The organism is Lentzea sp. NPDC036949 (genome assembly GCF_055608075.1).
Genome location: NZ_JBVJRA010000030.1, coordinates 1 through 14842 on the forward strand (window position 1 = coordinate 1; position 14842 = coordinate 14842).

Here is a 14842-nt window from a genome sequence, read left to right on the forward strand (position 1 = left end):
CCGAACTCCGGCAGCACCGCACGGAAGTCGCTGATGTCGTACCCGCCGTCACGCAACGGCGAGGCGTAGAACGGCGGCAACCACAGGCAGTCGACACCGAGCCACTCCAGGTAGTCCAGTTTGGACGCGAGGCCGCGCAGATCGCCGGTGCCGTCGCCGTTGGAGTCGCTGAAGGCCCTGACCAGGACCTCGTAGAAGACAGCGCCCCTGAACCAGTTCGCCTCGTGCTCCATGGCACCTCTCGCTCGCAACGTCGTCGGATTGCGGCAGAGTGGGGCACGACGGGCGCCAAGATCAAATCCTTCACACGGTCGTGTGAACCTGCCGGTACGCACTTCGCCTGAACCGGCGGAAACGACGACCTTTCAGGCAGAGGTGAGCGGGACGCGCACCAGCACGTCGCCGAGCCCGGCGAGCGGCCACGCGACCACCAGGTCGAGCCACCCGTCCTCCGGGCGCCGCAGGACGAGCTGCTGGAGGCAGGAGAACGTCTGGTCGCCACCGGAGGCGACCAGCTCCCCCCGCCGCACCCAGAACGCCCCGCTCCCCTGGACGACCGCCACGGCGGCGCCGGGGCCACTCGTCCGGACCCGGGCCGGGTCGTCCGGCGCTGTGTCCTGCCGATCGGAGAAGGCGTGCTCGTTGACCACGTCAGCGGCGTGGCCCCTGGCGACGCAGAGCAGCTCCGCGGACAGCACGGGACCCACGACGGTCAACCGGGTGAGCACCACGGCGGCGCGGTGGACGCGGCGGTGCAGCACGAGCGGTGGCGCGGCGATCGTGCCCGTTTCGAGGGCCGGTGCGTCGTGGTGCGGTGCGACGTGGTGGGTCAGGCCCTGCGGCAGGGGCCGGACGTCCAGCGGTGCCCGCCAGATCGAGGTGGTGGTCCGCTCGACGGTGGCCCGGTCCGGCAGCGGCAGGCGAACGATTGTCTCGGGGAAGCCGATCTCCGGCCACGCGAGGACGAGCGACATCTCGTCGAACACCGGCGGGAAGCGGAACACGACCCGATGGCCGGAGGTGCCGCCCACGTGGTCGCCGCTGTCGGACCACGACGAGAGGGCGTACTCCCAGTGCGCGTGCCCGGTCTCGTCGAGCCAGGCCACGCGCAGGTCCACGCCCTCGTCGTGTGCGGGCAGCAACCGGCGGGGTGCGACTTCGGCCGCGCCGCGGTGGTCGAGCGGACGGCGGGCCTGCAGCTCGATCTCCAGGGCCCAGGGCGTGGAGATCGCGCGCACGACGCCCACGACGAGTTCCGGGCGGTGCACCAGCAGACCGCCCGGATGTGCCACGGCACCGAGAACCTCGGTCGTGTCCACGGGTCCACCGTCCCGCGCCGTCACCGCCCGATGTCCTCGACGCCGAGCCGCGACCACTCGTCCCCCGCGAACACGTGCAGGTCCGAGCCCCGGCCGACGACCTCGGCCGTCCTGGGCAGCGACCGGCCGTCGGGCAGGACCAGCCGGAACTTCCCGGTCACCTCGACCCGGCCGTTCGCCAGCACCCCCACGACGAGCCGATGGCGGTCCGGTCCGTACCCGCCGTACAGGGCGATGCGGTCACCGGCCACGGCGAGCGCCTTCGCGCCGCGCACCTCGTTGTGCCACCCGGACACGGCGTCGTCGTCGATCCGCACCACCGGGAAGTCGGTGTAGTAGCAGGCCCACGCCGCGCTGTCGCCGACGTTGAGCGCGTAGCAGTCGCTGATGGCACCCCACTCGTCTTCCCAGTGCGACGGGTACCGCCACTGCCGGGTGAGGTCGGCGGAGAACCGGATCAGCCCGCAGGACCCGACGGGCGCCGGGGAGTCCGCTTCGCCCCAGCCGAAGTTGCCGTAGACGCCTTCGTCGAAGTACGCCACCCACACCTCGCCGTCGCGCGTGGCCTGCACGTGCTCGATTCCGTCGCCGAAGGTGTGCGCGGCCTCCACCGCGCCGGTGGCGTCGTACACGAACGCGTTGCGCTCCGGGTCGTTCTTCCGCCACCGGCACCGCGCACCCACCACCAGGAAGCGGCCGCCGGGCAACGGCTGCACCGACGGGAAGTCCACCTTCAGGCCGGCGAGCCGGACGGTGAGCACCTGGTCCGGCTGGTGCACGGTCACGTGGGCCGGCACCGAGGGCTTCACCCTGCTGGCGGGTCCTGCGCCCTCCGGCAGGTCACCGGCCGCCACCCACAGCGCCACGGCCTCGCCCGACGGGCCCGCGGACACCGACTTCAGCACGGCGCCGGGTCGTGGCGCGGTGAGGTGCGCGTGGTGCCGGGTCCGGACGGTGGTCGAGGAGCGCTTGCTGGTCACCGGCGCATTCGACCACGCCACCGCTCCCCGTTCCCACCGATTTCCCGTGGTCAGCTCTTCAGGAACCGCAGCAGCTCCGCGGTCACGAACTCCGGGTTCTCCTCCACCAGCCAGTGCCCGGCCCGCGGAACGTCCACCGCCCGCACGATGTTCGTCATCCTGGTCGCCGCGGTGCCGCGGATGGCCTCGACCTGTCCCTGCGCGGCGAGCACCAGTGCGGGCGTGGCGACGGGGGCGGTCGCCGTGGTGTCGCGGACGTCGCGGTCGAGGGTGCGGTACAGGTCGAAGCCGCCGGACAGGGCCGAGGGCCTGCGGTAGGTGCGGGCGTACTCGTCGATCTCGGCGGCGGTGAACGGCGAGCGGTCCGCGGTGCCGCCGAACGCGCTGCCGCCGAAGGAGACCTGCGGGTAGAACAGGGCGAGGTAGTCGCGGACGTCGTTGCCCACCACGGCCTCGGGCACGCGGGGCTGCATGTGGAACGCGATGTGCCAGCTCAGGGAGCGGTAGGCGGCGGCGTCGACGGCGGGACCGGGCAGGGGCAGGTCGAGGTAGCCGAGGCGGGCGGTGTCGGCGGGGAACTGCGCGGCGTACTGGAAGGCGACGGCGGCACCGAGGTCGTGGCCCACGACGGTGGCGTCGCGGACGCCGAGCCGGGTCATCAGGGTGTGGACGTAACGCGCGAGGGTGGCCTTGTCGTAGCTCGCCGGCGTGCCGGTGCTGTCGCCGAGGCCGGGCAGGTCGACGGCGTAGACGGTGTGGTGCTCGGCGAGCGCGGGCATGACCTCCCACCACCCGTACCAGGTCTGCGGCCAGCCGTGCAGCAGGACGACCGGGGTGCCCTCGCCGCCGGTCACGTAGTGCATGCGGATGCCGTCGACGTCGGCGAACCCGTGCTGGAACGTGCGGGAGAAGACCGGGTCGTCGTGGGTGACAGCGGCGTGCTCGGGGACTTCGGCGGGTGGTGAGGCGCAGGCGGTGACGAGGGCCAGGACGAGGACGAGAGCGCGGATCATGCCGGGGAGTTTTGTGGCGGACCGGCCGTTCTGGCACGAGAACTTGCTGTATCGGCAAGACCTGCGACGCAAGTACACGATCGAGGAATGTTCGGGCTCAACCCACCGACCGCACAATCGTGCGATGCCGGAGAGAGCCAGCGTGGTCGTGGTCGGAGCGGGTATGGCGGGGCTGGCCGCGGCGCGCGCGTTGCACGACCGGGGGCACCGGGTCACGGTGCTGGAGGCGCGCGACCGGGTCGGCGGGCGGATCTGGACCGACGGGCACGGCGTCGACCTGGGCGCGCACTGGATCCACGGCACCGACGGCAACCCGGTCACCGAGCTGGTCGAGGACCTGGGCATCCCGTACAGCTACGTCGGCGGCGACAGCGCCTACACCGGCGGCTTCGACAGCCTCGACCTGTTCGGCGCGGACAACCGGGTCGTGGGCCACCGCTACAAGAGCCGCACGCTGGAGCTGGCCGACGACGTGCTGCACGAGCTCGAACAGCGCGCCGCGCTCGCCCGCAGGGACGAGCTGCCCGACGTCGCGCTCGGCCAGGCGTTGCGCGAGGTCCTCGCCGGGAGGGCGTTGTCCGCCGAGGACGAGCAGGCGGTCCGCTACCACCTCAACGTGCTGCTGCGCGAGGACGCGGCGGAGGACCCGGACCGGCTGTCGCTCCAGCACTGGGAGGAGGGCTACCTGGTGTACGGCTACGGCGACAGCACGTTGCACCGGGGTTACCAGTCCGTTGTGGACGCTCTGGCCGAGGGGCTGGACGTGCGGCTCGGCCACGTGGTCTCGCTGGTCGAACCGGGCCGCGTCACGACGGGGCAGGGGGTGTTCGAAGCGGACAGGGTCCTGGTGACGCTGCCGCTGGGCGTCCTCAAGGCGCGGGCGGTGCGGTTCGACCCGCCGCTGCCCCGCGACAAGCGGACGGCGATCGACAAGCTCGGCTTCGGCACGCTCAACAAGATCGCGCTGCACTACCCGGAGCCGTTCTGGCCGCGCGACCAGTACGTGTTCGGCTACCTGTGCCGCGACACCGACCGCTACCCCACCGTCGTCATCAGCATGTGGAAGTCGCACGGCAAGCCGATCCTGGTGATGCTGCTCGGTGCGTCGCTGGGCCGGGAGCTGGAGACGTGGACCGACGAGCACGTCGAGGCGTACGCGACCACGGTGGTGCGGGACGTCTTCGGCCCGGACGTGCCCGCACCGCAGCACATCTCGCGCACGGCGTGGACGGCCGACCCGTTCGCCCGCGGCTCCTACACGTGCATCGGCGTCGGCTCGTCGTCGAAGGACGTCGCCGCGCTCGCCGAACCGGTCGGCGACTGGCTGCACTTCGCCGGCGAGGGCACGAACCCCTACCACTGGGGCTGCGTGCACAGCGCCTACGAGTCCGGGCGGCGCGAGGCAGCCAGGATCAGCGGTGACGCGACGCTGTTCGCACCGCCGAGCGCCGGCACGCCGCGCCGCCAGACGCGCAACGTCGACCGGATGCTGCGGTTCGTGCGGATGCGGATGACGCACCTGAGCGAGCCCGAGCTGACCGAACGGGTGGCGTGCCTGCGCGACAGCACCGACCCGCACGGCGTCCGCCTGTTCACCGCGCTGGCCGACGCCGAACTGGAGACGCTGGCGTCGATGTTCGACGAGATCCCGTTCGGCGCCGGTGACCGGTTGTTCCGCGAGGACGACCCGGCCCACGGCGTGTTCCTGGTGCGCGCCGGTGAGGTCGAGGTCGACTTCGGCGGCATCTACGAGCGCGCGCGGCTGGGCAGGGGCGCGCTGCTCGGCCACCACGACCTGTTCTTCAACGCCCGCACCACGTCCGCGACGGCGCTGACCGACGACGTGGTCGTGTACTACCTGGACCACTACCGGTACCAGAGCTTCCTGTACGCGTTCCCCGACGTGCTCATGGTGATGATGTCGGACCTGGTGACGCGCTGGGAGCAGCTGGAGACGGCCCTGGGCGCCGCTCCGCTGATCAGGCGGGACTCCGCCTGACCAGCCGCTGCACGGTGGTGAGGTCAGGCCCTTGCCCGCCACGGCCGATCAGAGCAGTGCGCGCAGCCCGTCGCGGTCGGCGGGCAGACCGGCCCTGCGCAGCCACAGCACCCGGTTCGCGATCGAGCCCCAGCAGCGGTCGTTGTCCACCACCGCGCCGAGAAAGCGCCGCTGCGCCTCGGAGAGCCGATCACCTGGACCGCCGCGGAACGCCCTGAGCAGCAGCGGTCCCCAGTCCGCGTCCACCGTGTACTCGTTGGTCATCCGGGCGACCGCCACGGCCTCGTCGGCGATCTGGTCGAACTCGGTCGTGCGCCGCAACAGCGCCGCGACCAGCTGGAACCGCAGCTTTCCCTCCAGCTGGGGCGGGTGCTCGCCGAGCAGGTCGTCGGCTGCCTCAGGGTCGCGCAACGCCGCCCGGACCTCCGCGAGCGCCGCGGGATCGCCGTCGTGCGCGGTGGTGACGGCCGCGCACGCCCGCACGCCGGGGTGGTCGTCGGTCAGCAGGGCCGGGATGCCCCAGCCGCCCAGGCTCAGCGCGATGCCCGCGCGCTCCGCCGGGGACGCGTCCTGCGCCGCACGCAGCAACCGGTCGGCCACGGCGCCCCGCCGGTCGGCGAGCTCGTCGGCCTGGAGCAGGTGCGCCACGGCACCGGTGGCCGCCTAGCGCACGGCGGGGTCGGTGTCGTCCAGGAACGGCGCGACCCGGTCGAAGAGGTCCGGCAGGAGGAGCCGGCCGGCCACCCACGGGTCGTCCTCGTCCTCTTCGTCGTCCTCGTCCTCGTCGTCCCACGTCACCGACTCCGCGAACGCGCCGAGCCACTCCAGCAGAGCGGCGCGCAGCGGGCGTTCCCTTTCATCCCACGGCAGAGCGCTCTCACACGGGACACCCACGCGCGGGTCGTCGAGGACCGCGGCCACGAGCTCGGCGGCCGGGAGAGTCGCCGAGCAGACCGAACCCTGGTGCAGCAGCGCCGAGTCGAGGAAGCCGAGGGCGTCTCCGCAGGCCTCCGGGTCCTCGCTGAGCAGGGCCGCCAGCCGACCGGGGGCGTCGGAGGCGGGACCGCAGGCGTGTTCCAGGTCGTCCCAGCCGGTGTCCCGCAAGATCGCTTCCGCTGTGCGCACGGCGGCATCATGTCAGGCCGAATTCCCTCTTGATCGGTCCACCCCGGCAGGCCAGGGTGTGTGCAAGAACCTGAACGACCCTCGCACGCCAACGTTGTCAACGAGGAGACCCGATGCGGAAACGCACGACAGCACTACCTCTGCTGGCACTACTGGGCCTGGTCCTGCCGATTCCGGCGACCGCACAGCCGACGGACACGGTCGTGTCCGGGCAGGCCAGGTTCCAGGTCCTCTCCCCCACCCTGGTGCGCACCGAGTACGCCGGTGACCGCCGCTTCGAGAACGCGGCCACTTACAACGTTGTAAACCGCGCCGGCTTCCCCCGCACTGCCTACCGCTCGCGCACCGAGAACGGCTGGCTGGTCATCACCACCTCGGCGATGACGCTGCGCTACCGGGTCGACTCCGGGCCGTTCCGCGCGGACAACCTGGAGGTCAAGACGGCGAGCACGACCGCGTCCCCGTGGCGGCGGGTCGTGTGCGCGACCGGGCAGCTCTGCGAGGTCGAGGACCAGCAGCGCGAGGGCCTGCTGATCGCGGCCGACCACCCCGGTCACACCGGCAGCGGGTTCGCAGCCGGGTTCCAGTACCTCAACAACGGCGTCACGGCGACCGTCCGCGCCACCGCGGCGGGCAAGCACCGGATCGTCGTGCGCTACGCCAACGGGCAGGGCGGTGACGGCAGGCACGAGAGCCGCACGCTCGGGATCGGCGTCGACGGCAAGGCGCCGAAGCAGGTCACGCTGCCCAGGACCGCGGACTGGCGGGACTGGCAGCTGGCCGAGACCGAAGTCGACCTCACCGCCGGCGAGCACCGCGTCGCACTGACGCGAGGAGCGGGCGACTCCGGCAATGTCAACGTTGACAGCCTCGCGGTCCTCACAGCCGGCCAGGCGTTCCCGACGCAGCGGGCGACCGACGAGTGCCGGTTCGGCACCACCTGCGAGGCCGAGAACGGCGTGACCGACGCCGACATCGCCGACGAGCACGCCGGGTACGCGGGCACCGGGTTCGTCGCCGAGCTGGTCGGCGGCAGGAGCGTGACGCAGCGGATCAGCGGGGTCCCGGCGGCGGGCACCCACGCGGTCCAGCTGCGCTACGCCAACGGCGTCGGCGGCGACGGCAAGCACGAGGCGCGCACGGTGTTCGTCAACGGCACGGCGGTCTCGTTGCCGGCCACGGCGAACTGGGCGACCTGGGGCACGGTGACGGCGCAGGTGCCGTTGCCGGCGGGCAGCTCGGAGCTCGCCGTCACGTGCCCGGCGACCGGCTGCCACGTCAACCTCGACACCATCGGGATCGCCTCGACGTCGCAGCACCTCCAGCTCGGCGGTTACCGGCGTTCGCTCGACGGCTACTCCGGCAACGACGGCCCGCCGAGGCTGTACGCCGGTCTGCTGCACCGCGACGGCTGGTACCTGCTCGACGACACGACCTCCGCTCTCGCCACCAGGGCCGTGCGGCCGGACCGGGGCGCACAGCCCTACCAGGACGGGTACGTCTTCGGTTACGGCCAGGACTACAAGGCGGCGCTGGGTGACCTGGCGACGCTGACCGGTGGCCCGAAGCTGCTGCCGAGCTGGGCCTACGGCGTCTGGTACTCGGAGTACATCGACCGGACCGCGGCCGACTTCCGAGACCGGATCGTGCCCGCGTTCCGCGCGAACGGCGTGCCGCTGGACGTCCTCGTGATCGACACGGACTTCAAGGCGCACAACGCGTGGAACGGCTGGCGGGTCGACCCGGCGAAGTTCCCGGCCGACTTCCAGGACTGGGTGCACGGGCAGGGCCTGCACAGCACGCTGAACATCCACCCGAGCATCCAGGCCGACGACCCCGACTTCGCGCAGGCCCAGGCCACCGCGAAGGGCAAGCTGGCGAAGAACGGCAGCCGCGGCGGTGTCGACAGCTACGCGTTCGACTGGGCGGACCCCGACCAGCTGCGCGCGTACCTGGACCTGCACCGGCCGATGAAGACGGACTTCTGGTGGCTCGACTGGTGCTGCGACGGCTCCGGCTCGTCGGCACGCGGCGTCACGCCGGACACGTTGATCAACGAGGAGTACGCGAAGCTGTCCACCCTGGACCGCGGGTTCGCGTTCTCCCGCGGCTACGGCTCGCTGCAGGCGGGCGGCTACAGCGGGTCCGGCCCGCTGCCGACCGGTCCGTGGGCGGAGAAGCGGCACACCCTGCACTTCACCGGCGACACCTCGTCGACGTGGGGTGCGATGAAGGGCACCATCGGCCTCACCTCAGCGGAGGGCGTGGCGACCGGCATGTCGAACATCAGCCACGACATCGGCGGTCACAACGACACCACCGGGCTGCGCGGCTCGGAGACCTACCTCGACAACGGCCAGCTCCGCCACACCACCAAGCTGCCGGACGACCTGTACGCGCGGTGGGTGCAGCTGGGCGCGTTCCAGCCGATCACCCGCTTGCACAGCAACCACGGCGACCGGTTGCCGTGGCAGTACGGGCCGGCGGCGCAGGCCTCGGCGACGAAGTTCCTGAACCTGCGCGAACGGCTCGTGCCCTACCTCTACACGCTGGCGGAGCAGGCCAACCGGACCGGTGTGCCGATGGTGCGTCCCGCGTACCTGGAGTACCCGAGCAGCCCGGAGGCGTACTCCACCGTGGACACGCAGTTCCTGCTGGGGTCTGACATGCTGGTCGCACCGATCACCACCCCGGGTGAGGTCGGCGAGACGCGGGTGTGGTTCCCGCCGGGCCAGTGGACCGACTACTTCACCGGCCGGGTGTACCAGGGCAACACCTGGGCGACGGTGAGCGCGGGCCTCGACACCATGCCGGTGTTCCTGCGCTCGGGCGGCCTGCTGGTGGAGCGCACCGGGAACGTCGCCAACCACGTGCAGAACAAGGCCGACGCGCTGACCGTGCACGTCACGGAAGGCGCTCGCGGTGAGTTCTCGCTCTACGAGGACGACGACCGCAAGCTGTCCGCGCGCACGCGCATCAAGCACGAGGACGGGAAGGTGACGATCGACCCGGCGCGCGGCTGGTTCCCCGGCAAGGTGTCCCAGCGGGACTGGACCGTCGTCGTGCACAGGGCCGACGGCACCACGCGCACCGTGCAGGCGATGGCGAAGTCGGCGCACCGGCGGGTGGTGGTCGACCTCCGCTGACGGTCAGTCCTCCGGGACCCAGTCCAGGAGCCTGACCTTCGCGACCGTCCGCACGTGCCTGCGCATGGCCATCGCCGCCTTCTTCGGTTCACCGGCGGCGATGGCCTCGTAGATCGCGGTGTGCTGGGCCAGCGACCGCGACGGCCGGCCGGGCTGGCGCAGCGACTCGGTGCGGCTCTCGGTGATCTGCGTGGCGATGGTCCGCATGAACTCGGCCAGCAGCGCGCTGTGCGCCGCGGCGGTGACGGCGGCGTGGAACCGGCGGTCGCCCTCCACGCCGGCACCGCCGTCCGCGATCTCGTCGCGCATGAAGTCCAGTGCCAGCCGGATGTCCGCCAGCTCGGCGGCGGTGCGGCGTTCGGCGGCGAGCTCGGCCAGCTTGGTCTCCATGGCCTCGCGGGCCTCCAGCACGTCCGGGAGGCGCTTGCGGCGTTCGACGAGCTGCTCGACCGGCTCCACGTCGAGGGTGTCGCGCACGAGGTAGGTGCCGCCGCCGTGGCGGGCCTCGACCAGGCCCTGTACCTCCAGCACCACGATCGCCTGCTTGACCGACGCGCGGCTCACCCCGAGGCCGGCGGCGAGGTCGCGTTCAGGCGGCAGCCTGTCCCCCGCCTTCAGACCCGCCTCGGCGACGTGGGCGCGCAGGCGTTCGAGCACCTGCTCGTACAGGCGGGACTTCACCACCGGCCGCAGCGCCTCGGACATCTGCCCAGGGTAACCGGTCAAGTGGCTCAGCCACTAGGCCACCTCTTGACAGCCGGTGGACCGCGGGCGGAAAGTGGCTGAGCCACTCGGCCACTGACCCGGACCACCGGCCCAGCTCGGACAGCACCGACGACGGGAGCCCCGCATGTCCGCCGAACTGATCTCGATCCTCGTGCTGGTCGTGGTGTTCGTGATCGCCACGACCCGGTCGGTCAACATGGGCGCGCTCGCGTTCGCCGCGGCCTTCGGGGTCGGCACGCTGGTCGCCGGCATGGAGGCCGACGACATCTTCAAGGGCTTCCCCGGTTCCCTGTTCGTCGTACTGGTGGGCGTGACGTTCCTGTTCGCCATCGCCCGCGCCAACGGCACCACGGACTGGCTGGTGCACCAGGCGATCCGGGTGGTCGGCGGGCGGATCGCGCTGATGCCGTGGGTGATGTTCGCGATCACCGGCGTGCTGACGGCGATCGGTGCCGTGAGCCCGGCGGCGGTGGCGATCATCGCGCCGATCGCCATGGGCTTCGCGGCCAAGTACCGGATCAGCCCGCTGCTCATGGGCGTGATGGTCGTGCACGGCGCGCAGGCCGGTGGCTTCTCCCCCATCAGCATCTACGGCACGATCGTCAACGGCATCGTGGCCAAGGAAGGCCTGCCGGGCAACGAGGTCGTGCTGTTCCTGGCCAGTCTCGTGGTGAACCTGCTCATCGCGGCCGTGGTGTTCGTGGTGTGCGGCGGCCTGAAGCTCGCCCGCCAGCCGCTGGAGACACCCGCGCTGGTGCGGACCGGCAGTGGTGGCGACGTCCCCGGCGACAGCGGTGGGACCGAGGAGCGGACCACCCTCACCGCGCCGCGGATCGCCACCCTTGCCGGCCTGGTCGCGCTCGTCGTGGCCGCGCTGGTGTTCGACCTCGACGTCGGCCTGGCCGCGATCACCGTGGCGGTGCTGCTGAGCGTGGTGTGGCCGGAGCAGAGCAAACAGGCGATCAACCAGATCACCTGGCCGACCGTGCTGCTGATCTGCGGCATCCTCACCTACGTCGCCGTGCTGCAGACGATGGGCACGATCAAGTGGGCCGGCGACTCGGTGGCCGGTGTCGGCGCACCGCTGGTCGCCGCGCTGCTGATCTGCTACATCGGCGCGATCGTGTCGGCGTTCGCCTCGTCGGTCGGCATCATGGGCGCGCTCATCCCGCTCGCCGTGCCGTTCCTGCTCCAGGGCGAGGTCAGCGCGGTCGGGCTGATCGCGGCACTCGCGGTGTCGGCGACCGTGGTCGACGTCAGCCCGTTCTCCACCAACGGCGCGCTGGTGCTCGCCGGCGCGCAGGACGTGGACCGCGACAAGTTCTTCAAGCAGCTCATGGTCTACGGCGGGATCATGGTCGCGGCGGCGCCGCCGCTGGTCTGGCTCGCCCTCGTCGTCCCCGGAATCTGGTGAGTGCCTTGTTCTCGTCGCCCTCGAACCGCGTCGCCCTCCGCTTCGGCGACCAAGCCCTGACCCACGCCGAGCTCGCGTCCTGCGCGGGCGCCCTGGCACAGCGGCTCACCGGCCTGCCGCGGGTGGCGGTCTGGGCCACCTCGACGATCGAGACGTGCGTGGCCGTCGTCGCGGCGCTGCTCGCCGGGGTGCCCGCCGTGCCGCTCAACCCGAAGGTCGGCGAACGGGAGCTGGCGCACATCGTCTCGGACAGCGCACCGGCCGCGGTGCTCGCGGCGCCGGGTGTCGAGCTGCCGCCGGGCCTGCGGTCGGTGCCGCGGCTCGACGTGACCCTCGGCGGTGCTTCCGCCGAGACGTTCGCGGAGCCGGGTGACGACGCGCCCGCGCTGATCGTCTACACCTCGGGCACGACCGGGTCCCCCAAGGGCGTGGTGCTGCCCCGCCGCGCCATCACGTCCACGTTGGACGCGGTGGCCGACGCGTGGCAGTGGACGGGGGACGACGTGCTGGTGCACGCGTTGCCGTTGTTCCACGTGCACGGCCTGATCCTCGGCGTGCTCGGGCCGCTGCGGCGCGGCGGGACCGTCGTGCACCTGGGCAAGTTCTCGACCGCCGCGCTCACCGAGGCGTTGTCCGGTGACGGCACGATGATGTTCGGCGTCCCGACCATGTACCACCGCATCGCCGAGGAGGTCGGCGACAACCCGGCGCTGGCGGCGGCGCTGCGGGGTGCGCGGGTGCTGGTGTCGGGTTCGGCGGCGTTGCCGGTGCGCGACCACGAACGCATCGCGGCGGCGACCGGGCAGCGGGTCGTGGAGCGCTACGGGATGACCGAGACGCTGATGAACACCAGCGTCCGCGCCGACGGCGACCGCAAACCCGGCGCGGTCGGCCTGCCGCTGGCCGGTGTGGAGGTCCGGCTGGTCGACGACGGCGGTGCCGTGCTGGACGAGACCGGTGCCATCGGCGAGATCCAGGTGCGCGGCCCGAACCTGTTCACCGAGTACCTCAACCGCCCGGACGCGACGGCGGAGGCGTTCGCGGACGGCTGGTTCCGCACCGGTGACGTCGGCACCCGCGACCCGGACGGCTACTACCGGATCGTCGGCCGCAAGGCCACGGACATCATCAAGAGCGGCGGCTACAAGATCGGCGCCGGCGAGATCGAGAACGCGCTGCTCGAACACCCGGCGGTGAAGGAGGTGGCGGTGACCGGCGAGCCCGACGACGACCTGGGCGAGCGGATCGTCGCCTGGGTCGTGCCGGCCGGTGCCGCGCCGTCCGAACGCGAGCTGGCCGACCACGTCGCCCGGCTGCTCACCCCGCACAAGCGCCCGCGGCGGGTGCGGTTCGTGGAGTCGTTGCCGCGCAACGACATGGGCAAGGTGATGAAGCGTGCCCTCCGGCCGTGAACCGGCCAGGGCGCTGATCGCGGCGCTCACCACGTCGTTCACCGAGCTGCCCGGCGACCTGCCCGGGGTGTCGGACGGTCCGCTGGGGTGGCCCGGCTACGGCTCCTCGCTGACCGCCGCCGCGGACCGCACCGGCGAACGGGAGTCCGTCGTGTGCGGCGTCGCGTCGATCGGTGCCGTCCGCGCGGTGGTCGTGGCGTTCGAGTTCGGCTTCCTCGGCGGCTCGCTGGGCACCCATACCGGCACGCGCATCGAGCAGGCGTTCTCCCACGCCCGCTCGATGCGCCTGCCGGTCGTGTCCCTGGTCGCCACCGGCGGCAGCCGCATGCAGGAGGGCACCGTCGCGCTCACCCAGCTGCACCGCATCGCGCGCCAGCTCGTCCTGACCCGCGCCGCCGGCCTGCCGCACCTCTCGGTCCTGCGCGACCCGTCGACCGGCGGCGGCTGGGCGACGCTCGGCGCGGGCGCGGACGTCGTGCTGGGCCTGGAGGACGCGCAGGTGGGGTTCGCGGGCTCGCGGTTGCGGCCTCCGGGTTACGCGGTGGCCCAGCAGTTCGCAGCGGGTTCGGTCGACCAGCTGGTGCCGCCGGGCGAGCTCCGGCCGCGCCTGGAGCGGTGGCTGCGCCTGCTGACCACCCCGTCGCCCGTTCCCGCCGCGGTGCCGCCGGCGTTGGGTTCGGCGACGCTGCCGCGGACCGGCTGGGAGGCGGTGGAGAACGCCCGCGCGCCGGACCGTCCCCGTGCCGCCGAGTACCTCGCGGCGTACTTCGACTGGTACGAACCGATCAGCGGCGACCGCTGCGGTGGCGTCGATCCGGGTGTGCTGTGCGGCTTCGGGTTCCGCGAGGGCGCTGCCGTCGCGTTCGCGGCCCAGTGCGGCACGGCCACCCGTCCCGCGGGCTTCCGCACGGCGGCACGGCTGGTGCGGCTGGCCGACCGGCTCGCGATCCCGGCGCTGACGCTGGTGGACACACCGGGCGCGGCCAACGACCTGGCCGCGGAGGAGGCCGGGGCCGGGCCGGCGATAGCGGACATGTTCACGGCGGTGGCGTCGGCGTCCGCCCCGGTCACGACGCTGCTGATCGGCGAGGGCGGATCGGGCGGTGCGCTGGCGTTCGCGGCACCGGACCGGACGTGGGTGACGCCGGACAGCTACTTCGCCGTGATCTCGCCGGAGCTGGCGGCGGCGATCCTGAAGCGTGACCGGGACCAGGCGCGGGAGACGGCGGACCAGCTGCGGTTGCGGCCGCAGGACCTGGTGGAGCTGAAGATCGCGCGGGGGATCGCGAACCGCTCCTGACTCACCGGCGACAACGTGCGGCACGGGCTCAGCTCCGCCCTCGGGTTCAGCGCCGCCGACCGGGCGGAGAACGTCCGGCGGATCGCCGAGGTCGCCGCGCTGATGGTCGACGCGGGCCTGATCGTGCCGGTCTGGTTCATCTCGCCGTTCCGCACCGAACGCGCGCGCTGGCACGGGACCTCATCGTCGAGAACGAGTTCTACGAGGTCTCCGTCGACACCCCGCCGGCGGTGGCGGAGCAGCGCGACCCGAAGGGCGTGTACCGCAAGGCCCGACGCGGTGAGCCGCGGAACTTCACCGGCATCGACTCCCCTCACGAGGAGCCGAAATGACCGGAGGTCCGGATCGACACCACGGCGCTGACGCCGGAGCCCGCCACGGCAGAGGCGCTGGCGGGACTGCGTGCGC

General features: G+C 72.3%; 13 protein-coding genes and 1 pseudogene. 7 read left to right on the forward strand and 7 right to left on the reverse strand.

Annotated features, from left to right (window positions below; all coding sequences use genetic code 11):
- From ACZ7CD_RS39530 to ACZ7CD_RS39545, 4 genes are all read right to left on the reverse strand, one after another.
- On the reverse strand, positions 1 to 233 hold a 233-nt coding region (locus ACZ7CD_RS39530; protein WP_470380985.1), incomplete at its 3' end, for an alpha-amylase family glycosyl hydrolase.
- Between the two features lie 132 nt (positions 234 to 365).
- A complete protein-coding gene (locus ACZ7CD_RS39535) occupies positions 366 to 1319 on the reverse strand; it encodes a hypothetical protein (RefSeq protein ID WP_458432032.1) in 954 nt (317 codons plus the stop codon).
- 20 nt (positions 1320 to 1339) lie between these two features.
- Positions 1340 to 2299, reverse strand: a complete 960-nt coding sequence (locus ACZ7CD_RS39540; protein ID WP_470380986.1) for a hypothetical protein — start codon at positions 2297 to 2299, stop codon at positions 1340 to 1342.
- 50 nt (positions 2300 to 2349) lie between these two features.
- Positions 2350 to 3312 carry an alpha/beta fold hydrolase gene (locus tag ACZ7CD_RS39545; protein WP_470380987.1) on the reverse strand — a complete coding sequence of 321 codons (963 nt, stop codon included), beginning with the start codon at positions 3310 to 3312 and terminating at the stop codon, positions 2350 to 2352.
- A 79-nt stretch (positions 3313 to 3391) separates the two neighbouring features.
- Between ACZ7CD_RS39545 and ACZ7CD_RS39550 the strand changes: the two genes are divergently transcribed.
- Positions 3392 to 5311 carry an FAD-dependent oxidoreductase gene (locus ACZ7CD_RS39550; protein WP_470380996.1) on the forward strand — a complete coding sequence of 640 codons (1920 nt, stop codon included), beginning with the start codon at positions 3392 to 3394 and terminating at the stop codon, positions 5309 to 5311.
- Positions 5312 to 5359: 48 nt separating this feature from the next.
- Here ACZ7CD_RS39550 and ACZ7CD_RS39555 read toward each other — a convergent pair whose 3' ends face one another.
- Positions 5360 to 5959 carry a hypothetical protein gene (locus ACZ7CD_RS39555; protein ID WP_360388635.1) on the reverse strand — a complete coding sequence of 200 codons (600 nt, stop codon included), beginning with the start codon at positions 5957 to 5959 and terminating at the stop codon, positions 5360 to 5362.
- 15 nt (positions 5960 to 5974) lie between these two features.
- Positions 5975 to 6436 carry a hypothetical protein gene (locus ACZ7CD_RS39560; protein ID WP_360388637.1) on the reverse strand — a complete coding sequence of 154 codons (462 nt, stop codon included), beginning with the start codon at positions 6434 to 6436 and terminating at the stop codon, positions 5975 to 5977.
- 113 nt (positions 6437 to 6549) lie between these two features.
- Here ACZ7CD_RS39560 and ACZ7CD_RS39565 point away from each other — a divergent pair, with 113 nt between their 5' ends.
- Complete coding sequence (locus ACZ7CD_RS39565; RefSeq protein WP_470380988.1) at positions 6550 to 9582, forward strand: TIM-barrel domain-containing protein; 3033 nt, start codon at positions 6550 to 6552, stop codon at positions 9580 to 9582.
- A 3-nt stretch (positions 9583 to 9585) separates the two neighbouring features.
- Here the strand turns inward: ACZ7CD_RS39565 and ACZ7CD_RS39570 are convergent, their stop codons facing one another.
- Complete coding sequence (locus ACZ7CD_RS39570; protein ID WP_360388643.1) at positions 9586 to 10287, reverse strand: FadR/GntR family transcriptional regulator; 702 nt, start codon at positions 10285 to 10287, stop codon at positions 9586 to 9588.
- A 145-nt stretch (positions 10288 to 10432) separates the two neighbouring features.
- Here ACZ7CD_RS39570 and ACZ7CD_RS39575 point away from each other — a divergent pair, with 145 nt between their 5' ends.
- The 5 genes and pseudogenes from ACZ7CD_RS39575 (at position 10433) to ACZ7CD_RS39595 (ending at position 14766) form a co-directional block, all read left to right on the forward strand.
- Entirely contained in the window at positions 10433 to 11722 is a 1290-nt protein-coding gene (locus ACZ7CD_RS39575) for an SLC13 family permease (RefSeq protein WP_470370604.1), read from the forward strand.
- A complete protein-coding gene (locus ACZ7CD_RS39580; protein WP_470373828.1) occupies positions 11719 to 13134 on the forward strand; it encodes an acyl-CoA synthetase in 1416 nt (471 codons plus the stop codon). The genes ACZ7CD_RS39575 and ACZ7CD_RS39580 overlap by 4 nt, the downstream gene beginning before the upstream one ends.
- Positions 13118 to 14434: a carboxyl transferase domain-containing protein gene (locus ACZ7CD_RS39585; RefSeq protein ID WP_470380989.1), complete on the forward strand. Its 1317-nt coding sequence runs from the start codon at positions 13118 to 13120 to the stop codon at positions 14432 to 14434. Before ACZ7CD_RS39580 ends, ACZ7CD_RS39585 begins: the two co-directional genes overlap by 17 nt.
- Before the next feature lie 15 nt (positions 14435 to 14449).
- Positions 14450 to 14518 (forward strand): annotated as a pseudogene (locus tag ACZ7CD_RS39590) (adenylyl-sulfate kinase); the annotation flags it as partial.
- 98 nt (positions 14519 to 14616) lie between these two features.
- Positions 14617 to 14766, forward strand: a complete 150-nt coding sequence (locus ACZ7CD_RS39595; RefSeq protein WP_470380997.1) for an adenylyl-sulfate kinase — start codon at positions 14617 to 14619, stop codon at positions 14764 to 14766.
- The last annotated feature ends 76 nt before the right edge of the window (positions 14767 to 14842 follow it).